This is a genomic window from Escherichia sp. HH26CH (genome assembly GCF_009820205.1).
Lineage (GTDB): Bacteria > Pseudomonadota > Gammaproteobacteria > Enterobacterales > Enterobacteriaceae > Escherichia > Escherichia coli_F.
Genome location: NZ_VNXM01000032.1, coordinates 133706 through 152887, shown reverse-complemented (window position 1 = coordinate 152887; position 19182 = coordinate 133706). Strand labels below are relative to the sequence as shown.

21 protein-coding genes, 1 pseudogene and 1 other annotated feature (1 of these 23 running past the window's edge) are annotated in these 19182 nt (G+C 49.7%); of the genes and pseudogenes, 6 read left to right on the top strand and 16 right to left on the bottom strand.

All coding sequences use genetic code 11. From position 1 onward, the window contains the following. Position 1: 1 nt before the first annotated feature. The 3 genes from oppC to oppF are packed head-to-tail and all read left to right on the top strand — an operon-like array spanning position 2 to position 2936. On the top strand, positions 2-910 hold the full coding sequence (oppC, locus tag FQ015_RS11310) for an oligopeptide ABC transporter permease OppC (RefSeq protein ID WP_000979659.1): 909 nt from the start codon (positions 2-4) through the stop codon (positions 908-910). Positions 911-921: 11 nt separating this feature from the next. Next, positions 922-1935, top strand: a complete 1014-nt coding sequence (gene oppD / locus FQ015_RS11305; protein WP_039020803.1) for a murein tripeptide/oligopeptide ABC transporter ATP-binding protein OppD — start codon at positions 922-924, stop codon at positions 1933-1935. Continuing rightward, positions 1932-2936 (top strand): murein tripeptide/oligopeptide ABC transporter ATP-binding protein OppF, encoded by a 1005-nt coding sequence (gene oppF / locus FQ015_RS11300; RefSeq protein WP_000994905.1) that lies wholly within the window; start codon positions 1932-1934, stop codon positions 2934-2936. The genes oppD and oppF overlap by 4 nt, the downstream gene beginning before the upstream one ends. 52 nt (positions 2937-2988) lie before the next feature. On the opposite strand, the gene FQ015_RS11295 is transcribed toward oppF, so the two are convergent. Together FQ015_RS11295 and cls are read right to left on the bottom strand one after the other, a co-directional pair. Continuing rightward, a complete protein-coding gene (locus FQ015_RS11295; protein ID WP_000366959.1) occupies positions 2989-3318 on the bottom strand; it encodes an HI1450 family dsDNA-mimic protein in 330 nt (109 codons plus the stop codon). Positions 3319-3352: 34 nt separating this feature from the next. After that, positions 3353-4813, bottom strand: coding sequence for a cardiolipin synthase (gene cls / locus FQ015_RS11290; RefSeq protein ID WP_000214516.1), 1461 nt, complete (start codon positions 4811-4813; stop codon positions 3353-3355). Between the two features lie 142 nt (positions 4814-4955). On the opposite strand from cls, the gene FQ015_RS11285 reads away from it, so the two are divergent. Then, positions 4956-5129 (top strand): YciY family protein, encoded by a 174-nt coding sequence (locus FQ015_RS11285; protein ID WP_001309467.1) that lies wholly within the window; start codon positions 4956-4958, stop codon positions 5127-5129. Positions 5130-5183: 54 nt separating this feature from the next. Here the strand turns inward: FQ015_RS11285 and kch are convergent, their stop codons facing one another. Beyond that, positions 5184-6437, bottom strand: coding sequence for a voltage-gated potassium channel protein (gene kch, locus FQ015_RS11280; protein ID WP_032302922.1), 1254 nt, complete (start codon positions 6435-6437; stop codon positions 5184-5186). Between the two features lie 300 nt (positions 6438-6737). Beyond that, positions 6738-7034 (bottom strand): YciI family protein, encoded by a 297-nt coding sequence (locus FQ015_RS11275; protein WP_000967595.1) that lies wholly within the window; start codon positions 7032-7034, stop codon positions 6738-6740. Positions 7035-7257: 223 nt separating this feature from the next. On the opposite strand from FQ015_RS11275, the gene tonB reads away from it, so the two are divergent. After that, positions 7258-7977: a TonB system transport protein TonB gene (gene tonB / locus FQ015_RS11270; protein WP_160524069.1), complete on the top strand. Its 720-nt coding sequence runs from the start codon at positions 7258-7260 to the stop codon at positions 7975-7977. Positions 7978-8016: 39 nt separating this feature from the next. Here the strand turns inward: tonB and yciA are convergent, their stop codons facing one another. The 4 genes and pseudogenes from yciA to FQ015_RS11250 form a co-directional block, all read right to left on the bottom strand. Beyond that, the gene (yciA, locus tag FQ015_RS11265; protein ID WP_000108160.1) at positions 8017-8415 is read right to left on the bottom strand and encodes an acyl-CoA thioester hydrolase YciA; all 399 of its coding nucleotides are present in this window, start codon (positions 8413-8415) and stop codon (positions 8017-8019) included. A gap of 104 nt (positions 8416-8519) precedes the next feature. Beyond that, entirely contained in the window at positions 8520-9059 is a 540-nt protein-coding gene (locus FQ015_RS11260) for a septation protein A (RefSeq protein ID WP_000808667.1), read from the bottom strand. 29 nt (positions 9060-9088) lie between these two features. Continuing rightward, positions 9089-9832 carry a YciC family protein gene (locus FQ015_RS11255; RefSeq protein WP_160524063.1) on the bottom strand — a complete coding sequence of 248 codons (744 nt, stop codon included), beginning with the start codon at positions 9830-9832 and terminating at the stop codon, positions 9089-9091. 27 nt (positions 9833-9859) lie between these two features. Beyond that, positions 9860-9949: pseudogene (locus FQ015_RS11250) on the bottom strand (YkgJ family cysteine cluster protein); the annotation flags it as partial. A 239-nt stretch (positions 9950-10188) separates the two neighbouring features. Between FQ015_RS11250 and ompW the strand changes: the two are divergent. Beyond that, positions 10189-10827 carry an outer membrane protein OmpW gene (ompW, locus tag FQ015_RS11245; protein WP_134804491.1) on the top strand — a complete coding sequence of 213 codons (639 nt, stop codon included), beginning with the start codon at positions 10189-10191 and terminating at the stop codon, positions 10825-10827. 59 nt (positions 10828-10886) lie between these two features. Here ompW and FQ015_RS11240 read toward each other — a convergent pair whose 3' ends face one another. The 8 genes from FQ015_RS11240 to trpE form a co-directional block, all read right to left on the bottom strand. After that, complete coding sequence (locus FQ015_RS11240) at positions 10887-11393, bottom strand: ferritin-like domain-containing protein (RefSeq protein WP_115738307.1); 507 nt, start codon at positions 11391-11393, stop codon at positions 10887-10889. A gap of 45 nt (positions 11394-11438) precedes the next feature. Beyond that, positions 11439-11939, bottom strand: a complete 501-nt coding sequence (locus tag FQ015_RS11235) for a YciE/YciF ferroxidase family protein (RefSeq protein WP_001056440.1) — start codon at positions 11937-11939, stop codon at positions 11439-11441. Positions 11940-12024: 85 nt separating this feature from the next. Next, the gene (locus FQ015_RS11230; RefSeq protein ID WP_000807647.1) at positions 12025-12204 is read right to left on the bottom strand and encodes a general stress protein; all 180 of its coding nucleotides are present in this window, start codon (positions 12202-12204) and stop codon (positions 12025-12027) included. 380 nt (positions 12205-12584) lie between these two features. Further along, positions 12585-13391 carry a tryptophan synthase subunit alpha gene (gene trpA / locus FQ015_RS11225; protein WP_160524062.1) on the bottom strand — a complete coding sequence of 269 codons (807 nt, stop codon included), beginning with the start codon at positions 13389-13391 and terminating at the stop codon, positions 12585-12587. Beyond that, the gene (gene trpB, locus FQ015_RS11220; protein WP_000209510.1) at positions 13391-14584 is read right to left on the bottom strand and encodes a tryptophan synthase subunit beta; all 1194 of its coding nucleotides are present in this window, start codon (positions 14582-14584) and stop codon (positions 13391-13393) included. Before trpB ends, trpA begins: the two co-directional genes overlap by 1 nt. Positions 14585-14595: 11 nt before the next feature. Beyond that, complete coding sequence (gene trpCF, locus FQ015_RS11215; RefSeq protein WP_202385091.1) at positions 14596-15957, bottom strand: bifunctional indole-3-glycerol-phosphate synthase TrpC/phosphoribosylanthranilate isomerase TrpF; 1362 nt, start codon at positions 15955-15957, stop codon at positions 14596-14598. Next, positions 15958-17553, bottom strand: a complete 1596-nt coding sequence (trpD, locus tag FQ015_RS11210) for a bifunctional anthranilate synthase glutamate amidotransferase component TrpG/anthranilate phosphoribosyltransferase TrpD (protein ID WP_000763524.1) — start codon at positions 17551-17553, stop codon at positions 15958-15960. Continuing rightward, a complete protein-coding gene (gene trpE, locus FQ015_RS11205) occupies positions 17553-19115 on the bottom strand; it encodes an anthranilate synthase component I (protein WP_160524061.1) in 1563 nt (520 codons plus the stop codon). The genes trpD and trpE overlap by 1 nt, the downstream gene beginning before the upstream one ends. A gap of 21 nt (positions 19116-19136) precedes the next feature. Next, positions 19137-19182, bottom strand: a sequence feature (Trp leader region); it runs 48 nt beyond the window's last position.

The following is a 19182-nucleotide window of genomic DNA, read 5'->3' as shown; positions in this document are numbered from 1 at the left end:
GATGATGTTAAGTAAGAAAAACAGCGAGACGCTGGAAAATTTCAGTGAAAAGCTGGAGGTCGAAGGGCGCAGCTTGTGGCAGGACGCACGTCGACGTTTTATGCATAACCGTGCGGCGGTTGCCAGTCTGATAGTGCTGGTGCTAATCGCGTTATTTGTAATCCTGGCACCGATGCTTTCGCAGTTTGCCTATGACGATACTGACTGGGCGATGATGTCCAGCGCCCCAGATATGGAGTCCGGTCACTACTTTGGTACTGACTCATCCGGTCGCGACCTGCTTGTGCGTGTTGCGATTGGCGGGCGTATCTCACTCATGGTCGGTGTTGCTGCGGCACTGGTGGCAGTGGTCGTGGGGACACTTTATGGTTCGCTTTCCGGTTATCTGGGCGGTAAAGTGGATTCGGTAATGATGCGTCTGCTGGAAATCCTCAACTCCTTCCCATTCATGTTCTTCGTCATTTTGCTGGTGACCTTTTTCGGTCAAAACATCCTGCTGATTTTCGTGGCGATTGGCATGGTTTCCTGGCTGGATATGGCTCGTATTGTGCGTGGGCAAACCCTGAGTCTGAAGCGTAAAGAGTTTATTGAGGCGGCACAAGTTGGCGGTGTATCGACGCCGGGCATTGTTATTCGCCACATTGTACCGAACGTACTCGGTGTGGTGGTGGTCTACGCATCGCTACTGGTGCCCAGCATGATCCTCTTTGAATCTTTCCTTAGCTTCCTGGGGTTGGGGACGCAAGAGCCGTTAAGCAGCTGGGGCGCATTGCTGAGTGATGGCGCGAACTCGATGGAAGTCTCTCCATGGTTACTGTTGTTCCCAGCGGGATTCCTCGTGGTGACGCTATTTTGTTTCAACTTTATCGGCGATGGCTTGCGTGATGCCCTCGACCCGAAAGATCGTTAAGGAGTGCAGCCATGAGCGTAATTGAAACTGCAACTGTGCCGCTCGCACAACAACAGGCTGACGCACTGCTGAACGTGAAAGATTTGCGTGTCACCTTTAGTACCCCGGATGGCGACGTCACGGCGGTCAATGATTTGAATTTTTCTCTACGTGCCGGGGAAACGCTGGGCATTGTCGGTGAGTCTGGTTCGGGTAAATCGCAAACTGCATTTGCGTTGATGGGCCTGCTGGCTGCCAATGGGCGTATTGGCGGATCGGCAACCTTCAATGGGCGTGAAATCCTCAATTTGCCAGAGCGTGAACTCAATAAACTGCGTGCTGAACAAATCTCAATGATTTTTCAGGATCCGATGACTTCGTTGAATCCCTATATGCGCGTCGGTGAGCAGTTGATGGAAGTGCTGATGCTGCATAAAGGCATGGGCAAGGCCGAAGCGTTTGAAGAGTCGGTGCGGATGCTCGATGCGGTAAAAATGCCGGAAGCACGTAAACGCATGAAAATGTACCCGCATGAATTTTCTGGTGGCATGCGTCAGCGAGTCATGATTGCGATGGCATTGCTATGTCGACCTAAGCTACTGATTGCTGATGAACCCACTACTGCGCTGGACGTCACCGTACAGGCGCAGATCATGACGCTATTGAATGAACTGAAGCGGGAATTTAATACCGCCATCATTATGATCACCCACGATCTTGGCGTGGTGGCAGGGATCTGCGACAAAGTGCTGGTAATGTACGCCGGGCGCACGATGGAATATGGCAACGCGCGCGATGTCTTTTATCAACCCGTTCATCCTTATTCTATCGGTTTACTCAACGCGGTGCCGCGTCTCGATGCGGAAGGTGAAACAATGTTGACCATCCCGGGTAATCCGCCAAACCTGTTGCGATTACCGAAAGGTTGCCCGTTCCAGCCACGTTGTCCGCATGCGATGGAAATTTGTAGTAGCGCACCGCCGCTGGAAGAGTTTACGCCTGGCCGTCTGCGTGCTTGCTTTAAACCGGTGGAGGAACTGTTATGAATGCTGTAACCGAAGGAAGAAAAGTCCTCCTCGAAATCGCCGATCTGAAAGTGCACTTTGAAATCAAAGATGGCAAACAGTGGTTCTGGCAACCGCCGAAAACGCTCAAAGCCGTAGATGGTGTAACTCTTCGCCTGTATGAAGGGGAAACATTAGGTGTGGTAGGGGAGTCGGGATGCGGTAAGTCCACCTTTGCTCGCGCCATCATTGGCCTGGTTAAAGCGACCGACGGTCATGTTGCCTGGTTAGGTAAAGAGTTGCTGGGCATGAAGCCCGATGAATGGCGTGCCGTTCGCAGTGATATTCAGATGATTTTCCAGGATCCATTGGCATCGCTTAACCCGCGTATGACCATCGGCGAGATCATCGCTGAACCACTGCGTACTTATCATCCGAAAATGTCACGCCAGGAAGTTCGCGAGCGCGTGAAGGCGATGATGCTGAAAGTCGGGTTATTGCCTAACCTGATTAACCGCTATCCGCATGAGTTCTCTGGTGGGCAGTGCCAGCGTATCGGGATTGCTCGTGCTCTTATTCTTGAACCGAAGCTGATTATCTGTGATGAGCCGGTGTCGGCGCTGGACGTGTCAATTCAGGCGCAGGTGGTCAACCTGCTCCAGCAGCTGCAACGCGAGATGGGATTGTCATTAATTTTTATCGCTCACGACCTGGCCGTGGTAAAACACATTTCCGATCGTGTGCTGGTGATGTATCTCGGCCATGCGGTAGAACTGGGGACCTATGATGAGGTCTACCACAATCCGCTACATCCTTACACCAGGGCATTGATGTCGGCAGTCCCCATACCTGATCCGGATCTGGAGAAGAACAAAACTATCCAGTTACTGGAAGGGGAATTACCGTCGCCGATCAACCCACCTTCCGGTTGTGTTTTCCGTACCCGTTGCCCGATTGCCGGTCCAGAGTGTGCCAAAACACGTCCTGTGCTGGAGGGGAGTTTCAGACACGCCGTGTCTTGCCTGAAAGTCGATCCGCTTTAAACAAAATAAGGGCTGACAGTTGTCAGCCCTTTTTCACGCCGAAAGCGATTATTTATTCCCGCCAGATGATATGGCACAGTTTGTGATCTTTTTCGCGGCATAACAGAATGCGGGCGAAAACATCGTTGATTTCACCATCTTCACTGTCTGCCAGACCAATCACCACTTCGGCAAAAAAGTCTGGGTTCAAATCGAAATCAACATGTTCCTGCCAGTCTTCTGCCGGATCGAATAACTCCGCGCCGCCGCGCTCTTCAAACTGAAGATTGAACAGCAGAACATCAGCTGGATCGAGATTGTCGGCAGCCAGTTCGAGAAAAATATCGTAGGCCTGCTCAAGCGTTTCATCTTCAGTCAGGCGATTGTTTAGATCCATATCCATAGTCACTACCTATTTAACCTCTGTTGGCGACGTTTTACAGCAACGGGCTGAAGAAGTAAAACAGTCGCTCGGCGACACGTTGCCATAATGGGCGTTTTAACCATAAACGGGCATCGAGCAGACGAGAACGCGAAATATAATCGTCCTGAACGGCGGCGAGGTCAGCACCAAACCCTTTATCGTCGATTGCCAGGGTAATCTCGAAATTCAGCCACAGACTACGCATATCAAGGTTAACGGTACCAACCAGACTTAATTCGCCATCGACCAGCACGCTCTTGGTATGCAATAACCCGCCTTCAAACTGATAAATTTTAACCCCAGCAGCCAGCAGTTCCGTAAAGAACGCGCGACTGGCCCAGCCAACCAGCATTGAATCATTTTTTCGCGGAAGGATAATACTGACATCCACCCCGCGCTGCGCCGCCGTGCAAATCGCATGAAGTAAATCATCGCTGGGCACAAAGTAGGGCGTCGTCATGATCAAATATTCACGTGCCGAATAAGCCGCAGTCAGTAATGCCTGGTGAATGAGATCTTCCGGAAAGCCGGGGCCAGAAGCAATTGTGTGAATGGTGTGACCGCTGGCCTGCTCAAACGGCATAATATTGACATCTGGTGGTGGCGGCAGAATACGTTTCCCGGTTTCAATCTCCCAGTCGCAGGAATATATAATCCCCATCGCGGTGGCGATCGGACCTTCCATACGCGCCATCAGATCAATCCATTGCCCTACACCCGCATCCTGTTTGAAGTAGCGAGGGTCGACCATATTCATGCTGCCGGTGTACGCGATGTAATTATCGATCATGATCATCTTGCGATGTTGGCGCAGATCCATACGGCGTAAAAACACACGCATCAGATTGACCTTTAATGCTTCGACCACTTCAATGCCGGCATTACGCATTAGCTCTGGCCACGGGCTGCGGAAAAAAGCCACACTTCCGGCGGAGTCGAGCATTAGTCGGCAATGAATACCACGACGTGCAGCGGCCATTAATGATTCTGCCACCTGGTCCGCCATGCCGCCGGGTTGCCAGATATAAAACACCATCTCAATATTATGGCGAGCGAGTTGGATATCGCGGATTAACGCCTGCATCACATCATCTGACTCGGTCATCAGTTGTAGCTGATTCCCTTTAACCCCAGCGATACCCTGACGACGTTCACAGAGCTTGAATAATGGCGCTGCGACACTGCTGTTTTCTTCGGCGAAGATATGCTTACAGGCTTTAAGGTCGTTAAGCCATTTTGCGGTGGAAGGCCACATCGCTCTGGCGCGCTCAGCGCGGCGTTTGCCTAAATGGAGCTCGCCAACGGCAAGATAGGCAATAATTCCGACTAAGGGCAGAATGTAAATGATCAACAGCCAGGCCATCGCGGAGGGAACTGCGCGTCGTTTCATTAGAATGCGTAAAGTTACGCCTGCAATGAGCAACCAGTATCCCAGAATGGCCAACCAACTCACCAACGTATAAACGGTTGTCATAGATTAGAAATCCTTTTGAAAGCGCATTGTTATGAGTTTACGCATATGGATTCATCTGGCAAATAAAAACGCGGGAAAAGCACTGGTCAGCGTCGGGGTCGGGGGTATAATGACCATTCTGTTATTGCATAGAGTAGTTAACATGAAGCGGAGTAGAACGGAAGTGGGGCGCTGGCGCATGCAGCGTCAGGCTAGCCGACGTAAATCGCGTTGGCTTGAGGGGCAGTCGCGCCGAAATATGCGTATCCACAGCATCAGGAAGTGCATTCTAAACAAACAGCGTAACTCGTTATTGTTTGCGATCTACAATATCTAAATGTACTGGGCACCATTGCGGTGCCCAATAAGTTTACTCTTCCGTCTTTAAACTCTATTTTTGCGCCGATTCTTTATTGTCAGCTTTCGTTTCTTGTTCATCGTTATCGCTGAAAATACCATGACCGGAGTTCAACAACATTGAAACGAGCATATCATTATTAATCTCTTCACCATTTAAAACTCGTGCCAGAATTTCGCTGCCAAACAGTTGCGGCGAGAGAATGATATCCGGATGTACCATCTTAATCTTATTCAGGTTTTTGCTATCACTGACGGCGAGAACTGTTTTGACATCACTGCTCATATCTTTTGCCGATAGTACAACAAACGCGTTATCAGCATCGTTATCACTCAGCGCCAGAATGGCCCGGCATCGATCGATTCCTGCTTTCTTTAATACTGAACTGTCATTACTGTCACCGGGGATAACATCAGCGTTATCACCTAAGCGTTGCTCAAGTTGCTTGATATCATCTTCAGGCAAGTTGCTGATAACCGTTACATTTTGTCCGCGTTGATTCAATTGCAGAATCGTATTGATGGCGAGAATCGAATGCCCGCAAACAATAAAATGATCTTTACGATGCATTGTATGATTTTTTCCTTTTACAAGTTTGTTGAATCCCCCGCGGATAAGCGGACCAAAAATTGAAGTCATGGAGGTGGCAAAAACGGTAATGCCGGAAATAATGACCGAAATAGTGAACAATCGTGCTGATTCAGAAACAGGGACAATATCGCCATAGCCGACGGTTGACATGGTTTCTATCGAAAAATAGAACGCGGTCATCAAACTTTCTATTCGCGGATTAAAACCTTCGCTTAAATAAAGCGCACCGTAGGTGGAGTAAAACAGTAACGTCGTGAAACTAATAAATGCGAAAATTGTCCCGGCTGCGGCGCTACTGTGGGAGAAATCTTTGCGCAGTATCAGCAAAAACACCAGCGTAAAAATGCAAAATCCAATACTAAATTTCAGCCAGGGATAAAAATGCAGGGTGTAAATTAGCGCTATCAACAACAAAATGATACTGATTGCCCATGCGAGCTTTGCCCGGAACAGTAAGCCAATGGAGTTCAGGACAAGAAAGACGCCGAGCATAAAGAGTGGGGCATTTGCCAGCAAGGAGAGATCTAACTCTGAAAAGGCTTTGATATGGAAAATATCAAGCAAATTGACCGACATACCATAGATTGTTTTAAAAATAAGCAATCCATTTAAAAAGACGGCCAGCGCGAGAATGTCGTGCCGTAGGGTCACCCATAAATTTGTTGCTGTTTGTTTGAATGTAGTCCAGTGACTCACTGATACCTCTGTAACCACAATTTTGTTTAATTATCTCAACGTGCACATTTTCTGAACATACATGCAGCACGTGAATGTGTTAAACAATAGTAGATGACTTTATCTGAAGTAATCAAAGGTTTTGAGTGAGCAACTCTGCGTCAGGAAAGGGCATTTTTCCTGAATATGCTCACATCATATAAAGAAATACAGATAAAGTTATTATCTGCTTGTGGGGGTGAATGCACTGACAGACCTATAAGGAAAGGCCAAACTAGAACACGGTTGCTAAAACCGTGCCCTTAAATATTGAATCTCTATTCAGAACACTTTCTTAAATGGTTTCACTGAAACGTGTTCATAGACTCCTGCCGCTACGTACGGGTCAGCATCGGCCCAGGCCTGAGCTGCTTCCAGCGATTCAAATTCAGCAATAACGGTTGAGCCAGTAAATCCCGCAGCCCCTGGATCGTTACTGTCTACTGCTGGCATTGGACCGGCGGTCAACAATCGACCTTCATCATGCAGTAACTGTAAACGTGCTAAATGTGCCGGACGAACGGAAAGGCGTTTTTCGAGGCTATCAGCTTTGTCTTGAGCGTAAATAACATACAACACGGGCACAACTCCTTGTTCGGGAAAGTTGTAAAGTACGTTATTTGAAAGGGCGAAGATCTGCAACGGAAAGATGATGTCTTTGTTAAGACCATGCATAAAGTAAGGTCAATTACGCCAAAAATGACATTTTCACTGATCCTGATCGTCTTGCCTTATTGAATATGATTGCTATTTGCATTTAAAATCGAGGCCTGGTTTTTCTACTGAAATGATTATGACTTCAATGACCCTTGATTTACCTCGCCGCTTCCCCTGGCCGACGTTACTTTCGGTCTGCATTCATGGTGCTGTTGTGGCGGGTCTGCTCTATACCTCGGTACATCAGGTTATTGAACTACCTGCGCCTGCGCAGCCAATTTCTGTCACGATGGTTGCGCCTGCGGATCTCGAACCGCCACAAGCCGTTCAGCAGCCACCGGAGCCGGTGGTAGAGCCAGAACCGGAACCTGAGCCGATCCCTGAACCGCCAAAAGAAGCACCGGTGGTCATTGAAAAGCCTAAGCCGAAACCTAAGCCAAAACCGAAGCCGGTGAAAAAGGTACAGGAGCAGCCAAAACGCGATGTCAAACCCGTAGAGTCGCGTCCGGCATCACCGTTTGAAAATACGGCACCCGCGCGCCCGACATCAAGTACGGCGACGGCTGCAACCAGCAAGCCGGTTACAAGTGTGGCTTCAGGACCACGCGCATTAAGTCGCAATCAGCCGCAGTATCCGGCACGAGCACAGGCATTGCGCATTGAAGGGCAGGTTAAAGTTAAATTTGATGTCACGCCGGATGGTCGCGTGGATAACGTGCAAATCCTCTCAGCCAAGCCTGCGAACATGTTTGAGCGCGAGGTGAAAAATGCGATGCGCAGATGGCGTTATGAGCCGGGTAAGCCAGGCAGTGGGATTGTGGTGAATATCCTGTTTAAAATTAACGGCACCACCGAAATTCAGTAAGCAGAAAGTCAAAAGCCTCCGACCGGAGGCTTTTGACTATTACTCAACAGGTAAGGCGCGAGGTTTTCCTTCAGGATCAACCGCGACATACTTAAATAATGCTTCTGTCGCTTTATAGCGTTGCCCGATGGGTTCAGACGCGACTTTTTTCACCCACACTTCAATATTAATGCTGACCGATGTCGTCCCTTTCTGGACACAGCGTGCATAGCAGCACACCACATCGCCGACCGCAACCGGTCGTAAGAAAGTCATTCCTTCAACCCGCACGGTCACTACGCGACCGTGCGCAATTTCTTTCGCCAGAATAGCGCCGCCAATATCCATTTGTGACATTAACCAACCACCAAAGATGTCACCATTGGCATTGGTATCGGCGGGCATGGCTAAAGTACGTAAAACAAGATCGCCCTGAGGGACGTTATGTGTTGTAGACATGGTAAAACCGACTTAAAAGGAAAATCACAGGCGCGATGCTACTATGATTTTCCTGAGGAGAACAGAGGAGATACAGTGCCAGCCCCGAAGGACTGGCAGTCTGGTTAGGATTTATCTTCCTGCGGCATGTGGCGGTAGATATAGATACCGCTTAACAATGTGAAGATTAAGGTAAGAGCGGTCAGGCCAAACACTTTAAAGTTGACCCAAATATTTTGCGGCAGCCAGAATGCGATGTAGATGTTTGCCAGACCGCAAAGGATAAAGAAAACAGCCCAGGCCAGATTCAGCTTCGACCATACCGGTTGCGGCAGCGTGAGTTCTTTACCCAGCATCCGCTGAATTAGCGGCTTTTTCATCACCCATTGGCTGACTAACAGGGCACCTGCAAACAGGGCATAAATGACAGTAACCTTCCATTTAATAAACTCATCATTGTGGAAGAACAGCGTCAAGCCACCGAAGACGACCACCAGAACAAAAGTGATCAGGGCCATCTTCTCAACCTTACGAAAGCGAACCCAGCTATATATAAGCACAATCGCCGTGGCGACGATCAGCGCCGCAGTAGCCGCATAGATGTCATAAATCTTGTAAAACGCGAAAAAGACAACCAGCGGTAAAAAATCAAGAAACTGCTTCATTTTACGATTCCGTAATCAAATGCTTAAGGTTATTGGCGAATCAACATATACAGGCGGAACAGATAGATGAGCAGTACGGCTGAAATCATGTTGCTCAAAGTGTTCGCCAGTACGGCACCAATTTCCGGGGTTAATGCGGCAAAGGAAGAGGCAAAAAGCAGCAACAGTGTTTTTGCCAGCAACCAGCTCAGTACTGCGGGTGCCACCAGACGCATTTTCGCCCATGTCAGCCGCATACTGCTACGCATCGAGGCAAAAATGCCCATTTTGTCCTGTACCAACATCACCGGCGCCAGAGCCAGTAAAATGGCCATGATAATTCCCGGAACGACCACCAGCATGATGCCAATCTGTACTAAAAGGGTAGTCAGAAAAATCAGAATAAATAACTTTGGCAATATCGGCGCACTGGCACCAATAGCTCGAAGCGCACTGACTCTCTGACCCGCAGACACCAGCTGGATAATTAATATTACGCCTCCGGCGAGAATGGCGTTACCGATTAATCCTGAAAAAGTGGACGCCGCTGAAGCCTGCAGCAAAATTTGTTGCTGTTCAGGTGACATATTCTGAACCAGGTCGAACAACCCACTACTGCCGCTAACGGGCACGCCGTCATTGAGCTGAGCAAGCTGTGCATCACTGGGTGAGAAAACATGCCCTAACACCACTGTGATAAACGCACATAGCAACGATACCAACAGAATGGTCATAAATTGATTACGGAAGAAATTTCCGGTGTCACGGTATACGGACTGCGCCGTGATAGACATGCACTCTCCTTGAGTTTTATGCAGGTGTTAATTAGCGGGCAATTGTACCCTGGTTAAGCCTCGGGTGGCAGCATCAGGTCTTGTATGGAAAAGCATATCTTTGTAAAGCGGAGGTAATTGCTGGCCTTCAGGCGTGGGCAAACCGCTGCAAGTGGCGAGCGAGTTAATATTTGCGTAGCGAAAATATTTAAAAATTGATTTAAATCACATTAACCAGGATTTCCAGTGCAACTTCTAAATTAATCCAGATCAATAAATGGTGAATTATCATATGTAATGTGATCTATGTAGGATCATTTGTTACTCCAATGTGGGTATATTCGTCACGTTTTTATAACCATAACGACGGAGCGGATATGAAAAAGTTAACAGTGGCGGCTTTGGCAGTAACAATTCTTCTCTCTGGCAGTGCCTTTGCGCATGAAGCAGGCGAATTTTTTATGCGTGCAGGTTCTGCAACCGTACGTCCAACAGAAGGTGCTGGTGGTACGTTAGGAAGTCTGGGTGGATTCAGCGTGACCAATAACACGCAACTGGGCCTGACGTTTACTTATATGGCGACCGACAACATTGGTGTGGAATTACTGGCAGCGACGCCGTTCCGCCATAAAATCGGCACCCGGGCGACCGGCGATATTGCAACCGTTCATCATCTGCCGCCAACACTGATGGCGCAGTGGTATTTTGGTGATGCCAGTAGCAAATTCCGTCCTTACGTTGGGGCAGGTATTAACTACACCACCTTCTTTGATAATGGATTTAACGATCATGGCAAAGAGGCGGGGCTTTCCGATCTCAGTCTGAAAGATTCCTGGGGAGCTGCCGGGCAGGTGGGGGTTGATTATCTGATTAACCGTGACTGGTTGGTTAACATGTCAGTGTGGTACATGGATATCGATACCACCGCCAATTATAAACTGGGCGGTGCACAGCAACACGATAGCGTACGCCTCGATCCGTGGGTGTTTATGTTCTCAGCAGGATATCGTTTTTAATTCCGCATAAAAACGACCCCGTAATGTACGGGGTCAATAAGGACATGGTATAAAGGGTATTATTTCTTCGCTTCTACGCCATCAGTTTCAGAGCGTATTAAAAATTTCTCAGTTGTTTGCGGAATATGCTGAATCAGCCACTCGGCCATTTCTTTTTCCTCATTTAAAATCGCTTCAATGGTTGGAATTGAGGCTGTATCACCGGCATTTTTTGCTGCTGCTAATAGTGAGGTGTAACAGGCGATTTCAAATTGCTCGAAGACATATCCGCTAATAGAGCCTTTGACTATTTCATCAGAAGGGAATATACCACCGATTGACTGCCCAAGCGCAGCCATTTTACTCATGGAATCTTTAATGACTGAACGTGAAATGTCATTACGGTCAAGAATAGTTTCCAGTTGAACAATCTGGTTTTTGGTTTCACTAAGATGTTGTTCAATACGAGCGCGTAGTTCAGGATAATTATCTATACGACTGGCCATGGATTCAAGCATAGATTCGGCTTGCTTTTCCATTGCGTGGGCGTCACGTAACCAGTCATGATAATGTTCAATACGATTCATGAAAATGTCCTCTTTATAAAATGACTAAAAGTTAAAGTTCATATTTCAGGCTTTATTTTCTGCTTTCTTATTTACGTTATTAAGGGCCAGATCAGTTAGTTTCATGTCGGTGGCCTTTTCTTCTTCCAGAGTTTCTTTCAGAAGCTTCGCTGCTTTACGATAACCTAATTGCTCAGCCAGTGTCGCTAATGTCCCATAACTGGCGATCTCATAGTGCTCAACTTTCTGTGCAGCGGCAATTAGTGCGGCATCACGTACTTCGTTTTTCTCGGTACTTTCGATGACCTCATTAGCTTCTTCAATGAGACCTTCCATTGCCACACATTTCATGCGCTTAATTTTCAGATTCGGTTCAGATTCCACAACTTGATCAATACGTTCAATCTGTCCATGAGTTTCCTCGAGGTGTGCATGAAAAGCCTGACTTAATTTTTCGTTTGATGTTGCTCTGGCGAGTTTTGCTAGTGCCCGTGTTAATTGTTTTTCTGCACTGTAGGTGTCTGAAAGCAGGTGAATAAATACATCTTCAATGGACTTCATATTCATATTTTTCTCCAGTGAAATCACTGCGAGCCATACGGCCCGCAGATGCAATTATCTTTCTCAGCTGATATTAATAATTAACGGTGAATCAGGATTTTCCTGATTTATTTCCACCGCTGTGCTGACCGCCTTTTTTACCCGCTTCGGATGCACGTTGCGGATCATTTTTAAAATTACCGCCGCTGTGTTGACCGCCTTTACGGCCTGCGTCGGATGCCTTCTCACGATCTTCGGCGAAATTTCCTGAACCACCACGATGTTCGGCCATGTTATTTCTCCCGTTACGTTGTATTGTTTCATAAATATGAGTGTTGTGTGTCGACACTCATTAAAATTAGTCGGTAATGAGAATTAGTCAAATTGAGCAAAGTGAGAAGGAATGTGAAAAATATATTTTGAAAAAGGCTTTCGATATATTCATAAATACCCAAGAAATAAGTGGGTTAGAGAAAATTATTGATTTTAGTAGTGTTTTGTTGCGGGATTAATTCGTTTGATTATATTACTTTTGGGCGGAAAAATGACGTAAGTTGACGTACCTCTGTTGTAAGCGGAACGGTAAAAGGATAAATAATAAATGAATTTAGGATTTTTCTGGCTTAGTTAAAGAAAGATAAAATGCCGCCAGCTGAACTGGCGGCTGTGGGATTAAATGCGCGTTGCCGCTTTCATCGGTTGTACAAAAGCTTTCAGTGCCGCCAGCATTTTCTCTGGCTCATTAATATGTTGCTCGATGATTTTAACAATTGCCGAACCAGAAATCGCGCCCGCAGCTCCTGCATCAATCGCTGCTTTTACCTGATCCGGGGCGGAAATACCAAATCCTTGCAGTGGAGGCGCCGCGTTGTACTCCTTCAGCTTCGCAACCAGATGATTGAGAGGTAACGCGGCGCGGTTTTCAGCTCCGGTCACGCCCGCACGCGACAATAAATAGGTGTAACCACGACCGTAAGAGGCTATCTGGCGCAGCAGGTCGTCATCGGCATTTGGCGGGCAGATGAAGATAGGTGCGACATTATGACGCAACGCGGCCTGACGGAAAGGCGCGGATTCTTCTACTGGCACATCGGCAACCAGCACCGAATCGACGCCGACTTTCTCGCACTCGGCATAAAACTCATCAATGCCTTTGTTAAACACCAGGTTGGCATACATCAAAAGGCCGATGGGAATGGTCGGGTGCTTCTGGCGAATGAGTGCCAGCATCTCAAAGCACTGCGCCGGGGTTACTCCCGCCGCAAAGGCACGCAGTGTGGCGTTTTGAATCGTCGGGCCATCTGCCAGTGGGTCGGAGAAGGGGATGCCTAACTCCAGCGCGTCAGCACCGGCTTCAATTAGCGTATCGATAATTTTCAGCGACTGCTCAATGCCCGGATCACCGAGGGTGACGAAAGGAACGAATGCGCCTTCTTTGCGCTCCTTCAGTTGGGCAAACAGAGATTCATAGCGTTCCATCAGATTTCCCCTCGTGCTTTCAAAATATCGTGAACGGTGAAGATGTCTTTATCGCCGCGACCGGAAAGGTTAACCACCAGTAGCTGCTCTTTTTCCGGGTTTTCGCGCATCATTTTCAGTGCGTGGGCCAGCGCGTGGGAGGATTCCAGCGCCGGAATAATCCCTTCGTGCAGGCACAGCGTTTTAAAGGCTTCCAGTGCTTCATCATCGGTAATCGACACGTAATTAGCACGACCTATGCTGTTGAGATACGCATGCTGTGGGCCAACGGACGGGAAATCCAGCCCGGCAGAAATCGAGTAAGACTCTTCAATCTGCCCGTCTTCGGTTTGCATCATTGGCGCTTTCATACCGAAATAGATGCCCACGCGACCATGTTTTAACGGTGCGCCGTGCTCGCCAGTTTCGATACCATGACCACCAGGCTCTACGCCGATCAGCCCGACGTCGGTTTCGTTGATGAAATCTGCAAACATGCCGATGGCATTCGAACCGCCGCCAACACAAGCGATGACGGCATCCGGCAGACGACCTTCTCTTTCCAGTATCTGAGCTTTCGTTTCTTCGCCAATCATCCGCTGAAACTCACGCACAATGGTCGGGTAAGGATGCGGGCCAGCTGCAGTGCCCAGCATATAGTGCGCGGTTTCATAACTGCCGGACCAGTCGCGTAGCGCCTCATTACAGGCATCTTTCAGCGTCGCGGAACCGCTATGCACCGGGATCACTTCCGCACCCATCAAGCGCATACGAAAAACGTTAGGCGACTGGCGTTCAACGTCTTTGGCACCCATATAAATACGGCATTTCAGGCCGAGCAGGGCGCTGGCAAGCGCAGAAGCCACGCCATGCTGACCTGCACCGGTTTCGGCGATGATTTCGGTTTTACCCATCCGCTTCGCCAGCAAAGCCTGGCCCAGAACCTGGTTAGTTTTATGCGCGCCGCCGTGCAGCAAATCTTCACGCTTCAGATACAGCGTGGTGTTCGTCCCGGCTGTAATGTTCTGACATTTGGTCAGCGCGGTTGGGCGCCCGGCATAGTTTTTCAGCAGGTCGTTGAACTGGGCCTGAAATTCAGGATCTTTTTGCGCGCTGACAAAAGCTTCTTCCAGCTGGCGCAGAGCAGGCATCAGGATTTGTGGCACGTACATGCCGCCAAACTCACCAAAATACGGGTTAAGTAATGTTGTCATTGTTCCTTTCCTTAATATGCGCGCAGCGTCTGGAAAACCGAGGCCAAAAGACGTGCGTCTTTGATGCCCGGTTGCGACTCTACAGCAGAATTAAAATCAAGCCCGGCGCAGCCGGTTTGTGCCGCTTCCACGCAGTTATCTGCGCCTAAGCCGCCCGCCAGCAGAACGTTGCCAAGCGATTGACCGTTTAACAGTGACCAGTCGAAACGTTGTCCGCTCCCGCCCTGACCGTTGTCGAATACATATTTATCGATGTGCTGAAAATCGCGCGCGGGAAGAGTTTCACCGACACTTAAAGCCTTCCAGATGGCGACGTTTGCTGGCAGAGCCTCACGCAGAGTGTCGATATACAGCTGATCTTCATTACCATGCAGTTGCACTGCCGCCAGCGATAACACCTTAGCTTTGTCCACCACATCGGCAATATCGTGATTGCGGAACACGCCAACATACTGCAACGGTGCTGCAGCCATCACTTCCTGCGCCTCTTCAATGCTGACGCAACGCGGTGACGTTGTAACAAATATCAATCCACCGTAAATCGCACCCGCGTCATAAGCTGCTTTAGCATCTTCCCCACGCGTCAGACCACATACTTTATTCTCACCCAGCAACACCCGGCGCACGGCGGCGTTCAAATCCTCATGGGCCATCAACGCCGAACCAATTAAAAAGCCGTTAGCGAAGTGGCTTAACTCACGCACCTGGCCGTAAGTATTAATGCCAGATTCGCTGATCACCGTCACGTTGTGCCCCAGTTTCGGCGCAAGCTCGCGGGTACGGTTAAGATCAATCGACAAATCACGCAGATCGCGGTTGTTAATGCCAACGACTTTTGCTCCCAATGCAATGGCGCGCTCCAGCTCCTCTTCATTACTGACTTCGGTCAGCACGCCCATCTCCAGACTGTGGGCTACAGCAGCGAGCTGGCGATACTGATCGTCGTCCAGCACCGACAGCATTAATAAACAGGCATCGGCCTGGTAATAGCGCGCCAGATAGATCTGGTAAGGGTCGATAATAAAGTCTTTACACAAAATCGGCTGCGGGGCGATTTGGCTGACGATGGGGAGGAAATCAAAGCTCCCCTGAAAATATTTCTCATCAGTCAGCACCGAAATTGCCGAAGCGTAATGTTTATAAATGGCGGCAATGCGTGCCGGATCGAAATCATCACGGATCACGCCTTTTGACGGCGACGCTTTTTTGCATTCCAGAATAAACGCCGTGCGTGCGCCCTGTAGCGCATCATAAAAATGTCGCGTGCTCGGCTGAACCTCATTCTGAAAACTGGCCAGCGGTTGCTGCTGTTTGCGGGCTTCTACCCAAATCGCCTTGTCTGCGACGATTTTCGCTAAAACGGTTTGCATCATTTACCCTCGTGCCGCCAGTGCGGTGACTCTGTCGTAAGCGGAACCACTGCGCAGTACCTCAAGAACGGTTTGCGCATTGGCTTGCAGATCTTCATGGCCATGCAGGCGCATTAACATGGCGACATTCGCCGCGACGGCTGCTTCATGGGCGGCGTCGCCTTTACCTTGTAACAAGCGTGTTAAAATGTCACGGTTTTCTTCCGGTGTTCCGCCTGCCAGTTGCTCCTGATGGTAGGGTGTCAAGCCAAAATCTTCAGCGGTCAACTGATAGCTCTTAATTTCGCCGTCATGCAGTTCGGCAACGATTGTCGGCGCGTGTAATGAAACTTCATCCATCCCCCCGCTGTGCACCACCGCTGCGCGTTGATACCCCAGCACGCGCAAGGTTTCGGCAATTGGCAGCACCAGTTCCGGGCTGTAGACACCAATTAGCGCCAGCGGCGGATGCGCCGGGTTAATCAGTGGCCCCAGCACGTTGAACAGGGTGCGGGTTTTCAGTTGCTGGCGAACCGGCATCGCATGGCGAAATCCGGTGTGATATTTCGGCGCAAAGAGGAAACAGACGCCTAACTCATCCAGCGCCTGGCGCGATTTATCGGCGTTCATATCAAGATTAATACCGAATGCCGCCAGCAGATCCGACGAGCCGGATTTACTGGAGACGCTGCGGTTACCGTGTTTCGCCACTTTCAGTCCACAGGCCGCAGCGACAAAAGCACTGGCAGTAGAAATGTTGATGCTGTTGCTGCCGTCACCACCTGTGCCGACGATATCAGCAAACAGATAATCCGGGCGCGGGAACGGCGCGGCGTTTTCCAGAAGGGCAGTTGCTGCCCCGGCGATTTCGTTCGGGTGCTCGCCGCGAATTTTCATGCTGACCAATGCAGCCGCCAGTTGTTCCGGTTTCAGTTCGCCACGTACCACCGCTGAAAATAGCTGATGACTTTCCTGCTGGCTAAGGGTCTGCGCCTGATACAGTTTTTCCAGAATCGGTTGCAGCGTGTTGGTTGGCTCAAGTTTCTGCTGCGCCCAGGCCAGCGTTTGTTCCAGCAGGCGAGCGCCCTGGGTAGTAAGAATGGATTCCGGATGGAACTGGAATCCACAAACGCGATCCGCATCGTGACGCACCGCCATCACCATGCCATTAAAATGGGCGTTGATGGTTAAACCTGCCGGAATGTTACTGCCAACCAACGAGTGATAACGCGCTACCGGCAATGGATTTGTTAATCCGGCAAACATCGCCTGACCGTCGTGTTCAATGCTGGATGCTTTACCGTGAAGAATTTCGCCCGCCTGACCGACATAGCCCCCGTAAGCTTCGACAATCGCCTGATGTCCGAGGCAAATGCCAATAATTGGCAGCTTGCCACGCAAACGGGTGAGGAGTTCCGGCATACAACCCGCTTCACTCGGCACTCCGGGGCCAGGAGAAAGCATCAGCACCGGATTGCTCATGGTCGCAAGACGTTCAATTAAGGTTTGCGCCGGAATATGGTTGCGGTAAATCACCACGTTATGCCCATTGCTGCGCAACTGATCTGCCAGGTTATAAGTAAAAGAGTCGATATTATCGAGCAGCAGAATGTCAGCCATCAGAAAGTCTCCTGTGCATGATGCGCGGTGGCGATAGCGCGCAGTACAGCGCGGGCTTTATTACGGGTTTCGTCGGCTTCCGACTGCGGAACAGAATCAAGGACCACGCCAGCACCGGCCTGCACGGTGGCGACGCCGTTTTCCACCAGCGCAGAGCGGATCACAATGCAGGTGTCGAGATCGCCATGTGCGGTGAAATAACCTACCGCACCGCCGTAGCTGCCGCGTCGACGACCTTCCGCTTCGGCAATTAACTGCATGGCGCGCACTTTTGGGGCACCGCTTAACGTACCCATGTTCATACAGGCGCGGTAAGCGTGCAGGGCGTCAAGATCGTGGCGCAGCTCACCGACCACGCGGGAGACGAGATGCATCACGTAAGAGTAACGGTCAACTTTGGTGAGATCGGCTACGTAGCGGCTGCCAGGAGTGCAAATGCGTGCCAGATCATTACGGGCGAGATCCACCAGCATCAGATGTTCTGAAAGTTCTTTATGGTCGGTACGCATTTCCAGTTCGATGCGGCTGTCGAGGTCTTTGTCCAGTGAACCATCGGCACGACGACCGCGTGGACGTGTTCCGGCAATCGGGTAGATCTCAATCTGGCGGCTGGAGGCGTCAAACTTGAGCGAACTTTCTGGCGACGCACCGAACAGGGTGAAATCATTATCCTGCATAAAAAACATGTACGGGCTGGGATTACTCTTTTTCAGCACGTAATAGGCCGCCAGCGGTGACGGGCAGGGCAGCGAGAAACGGCGAGATGGCACGACCTGGAAAATTTCTCCGGCGCGAATCGCTTTTTGCAACGAACGCACTACGCCACCGAACTCTTCATCGCTCTGATTACATTCACAACGCATATGCGGCACGGAAACTACCGGCAGCGGTGGCGCGGTTTCGGTCAGTTGCTGGCGAAGTTCGTTCAGGCGAGCAGTGAGACGTTGTTTTTCTTCTTCATTTGGAGTAAACAGGCTGGCCTGAATGCGGGTGCTTTTTTTCTGATGATCGATAACCATCAGCGTTTCAGCGAGATAAAAACAGAAATCAGGGCAGTTATTTTCCGCTGCCAGTTGCGGTAAATCTTCAAACCCCGCCACAAGGTCATAAGAGAACAGGCCGCCAAAGAACATCGCTTCCCGTTCTTCCTTCGGTACATTCAACAGATTCTGTAATAAGCGGAAAGCGTCAAAAACCGAAAGGGAGCATAAGCGGGCGTCTTCATCCAACAGTGGACTGACCGGGGGGAAGCGCAGTACGCGGCATTGTGGCGATTGCTCATTATCGACCCCAGCGGGCAGGGCGTTATCCAGTAGTGTCAGCAGGGCTTCGCCATTGCCGGAGAGCGCCTTAATTGTGACAGTGTCACCTAATGCTGTAATGCGCAGCGCACTGTCCACCAGCAGCAGGCTTTTTAAATCATCTTTGCTGTCGATATCTGCGGATTCCAGCAGCAGCGTTGCCGGACGATCCCCACACAACTGATGAAAAAGCGCGGTCGGATTATCGCGATAAGCACCTTCGCAGGTTAACAGTTCGAGAGTCGGTTTTTGTGTTTGCATTGTTATTCTCTAATTTTGTTCAAAAAAAAGCCCGCTCATTAGGCGGGCTGGGTATCTGATTGCTTTA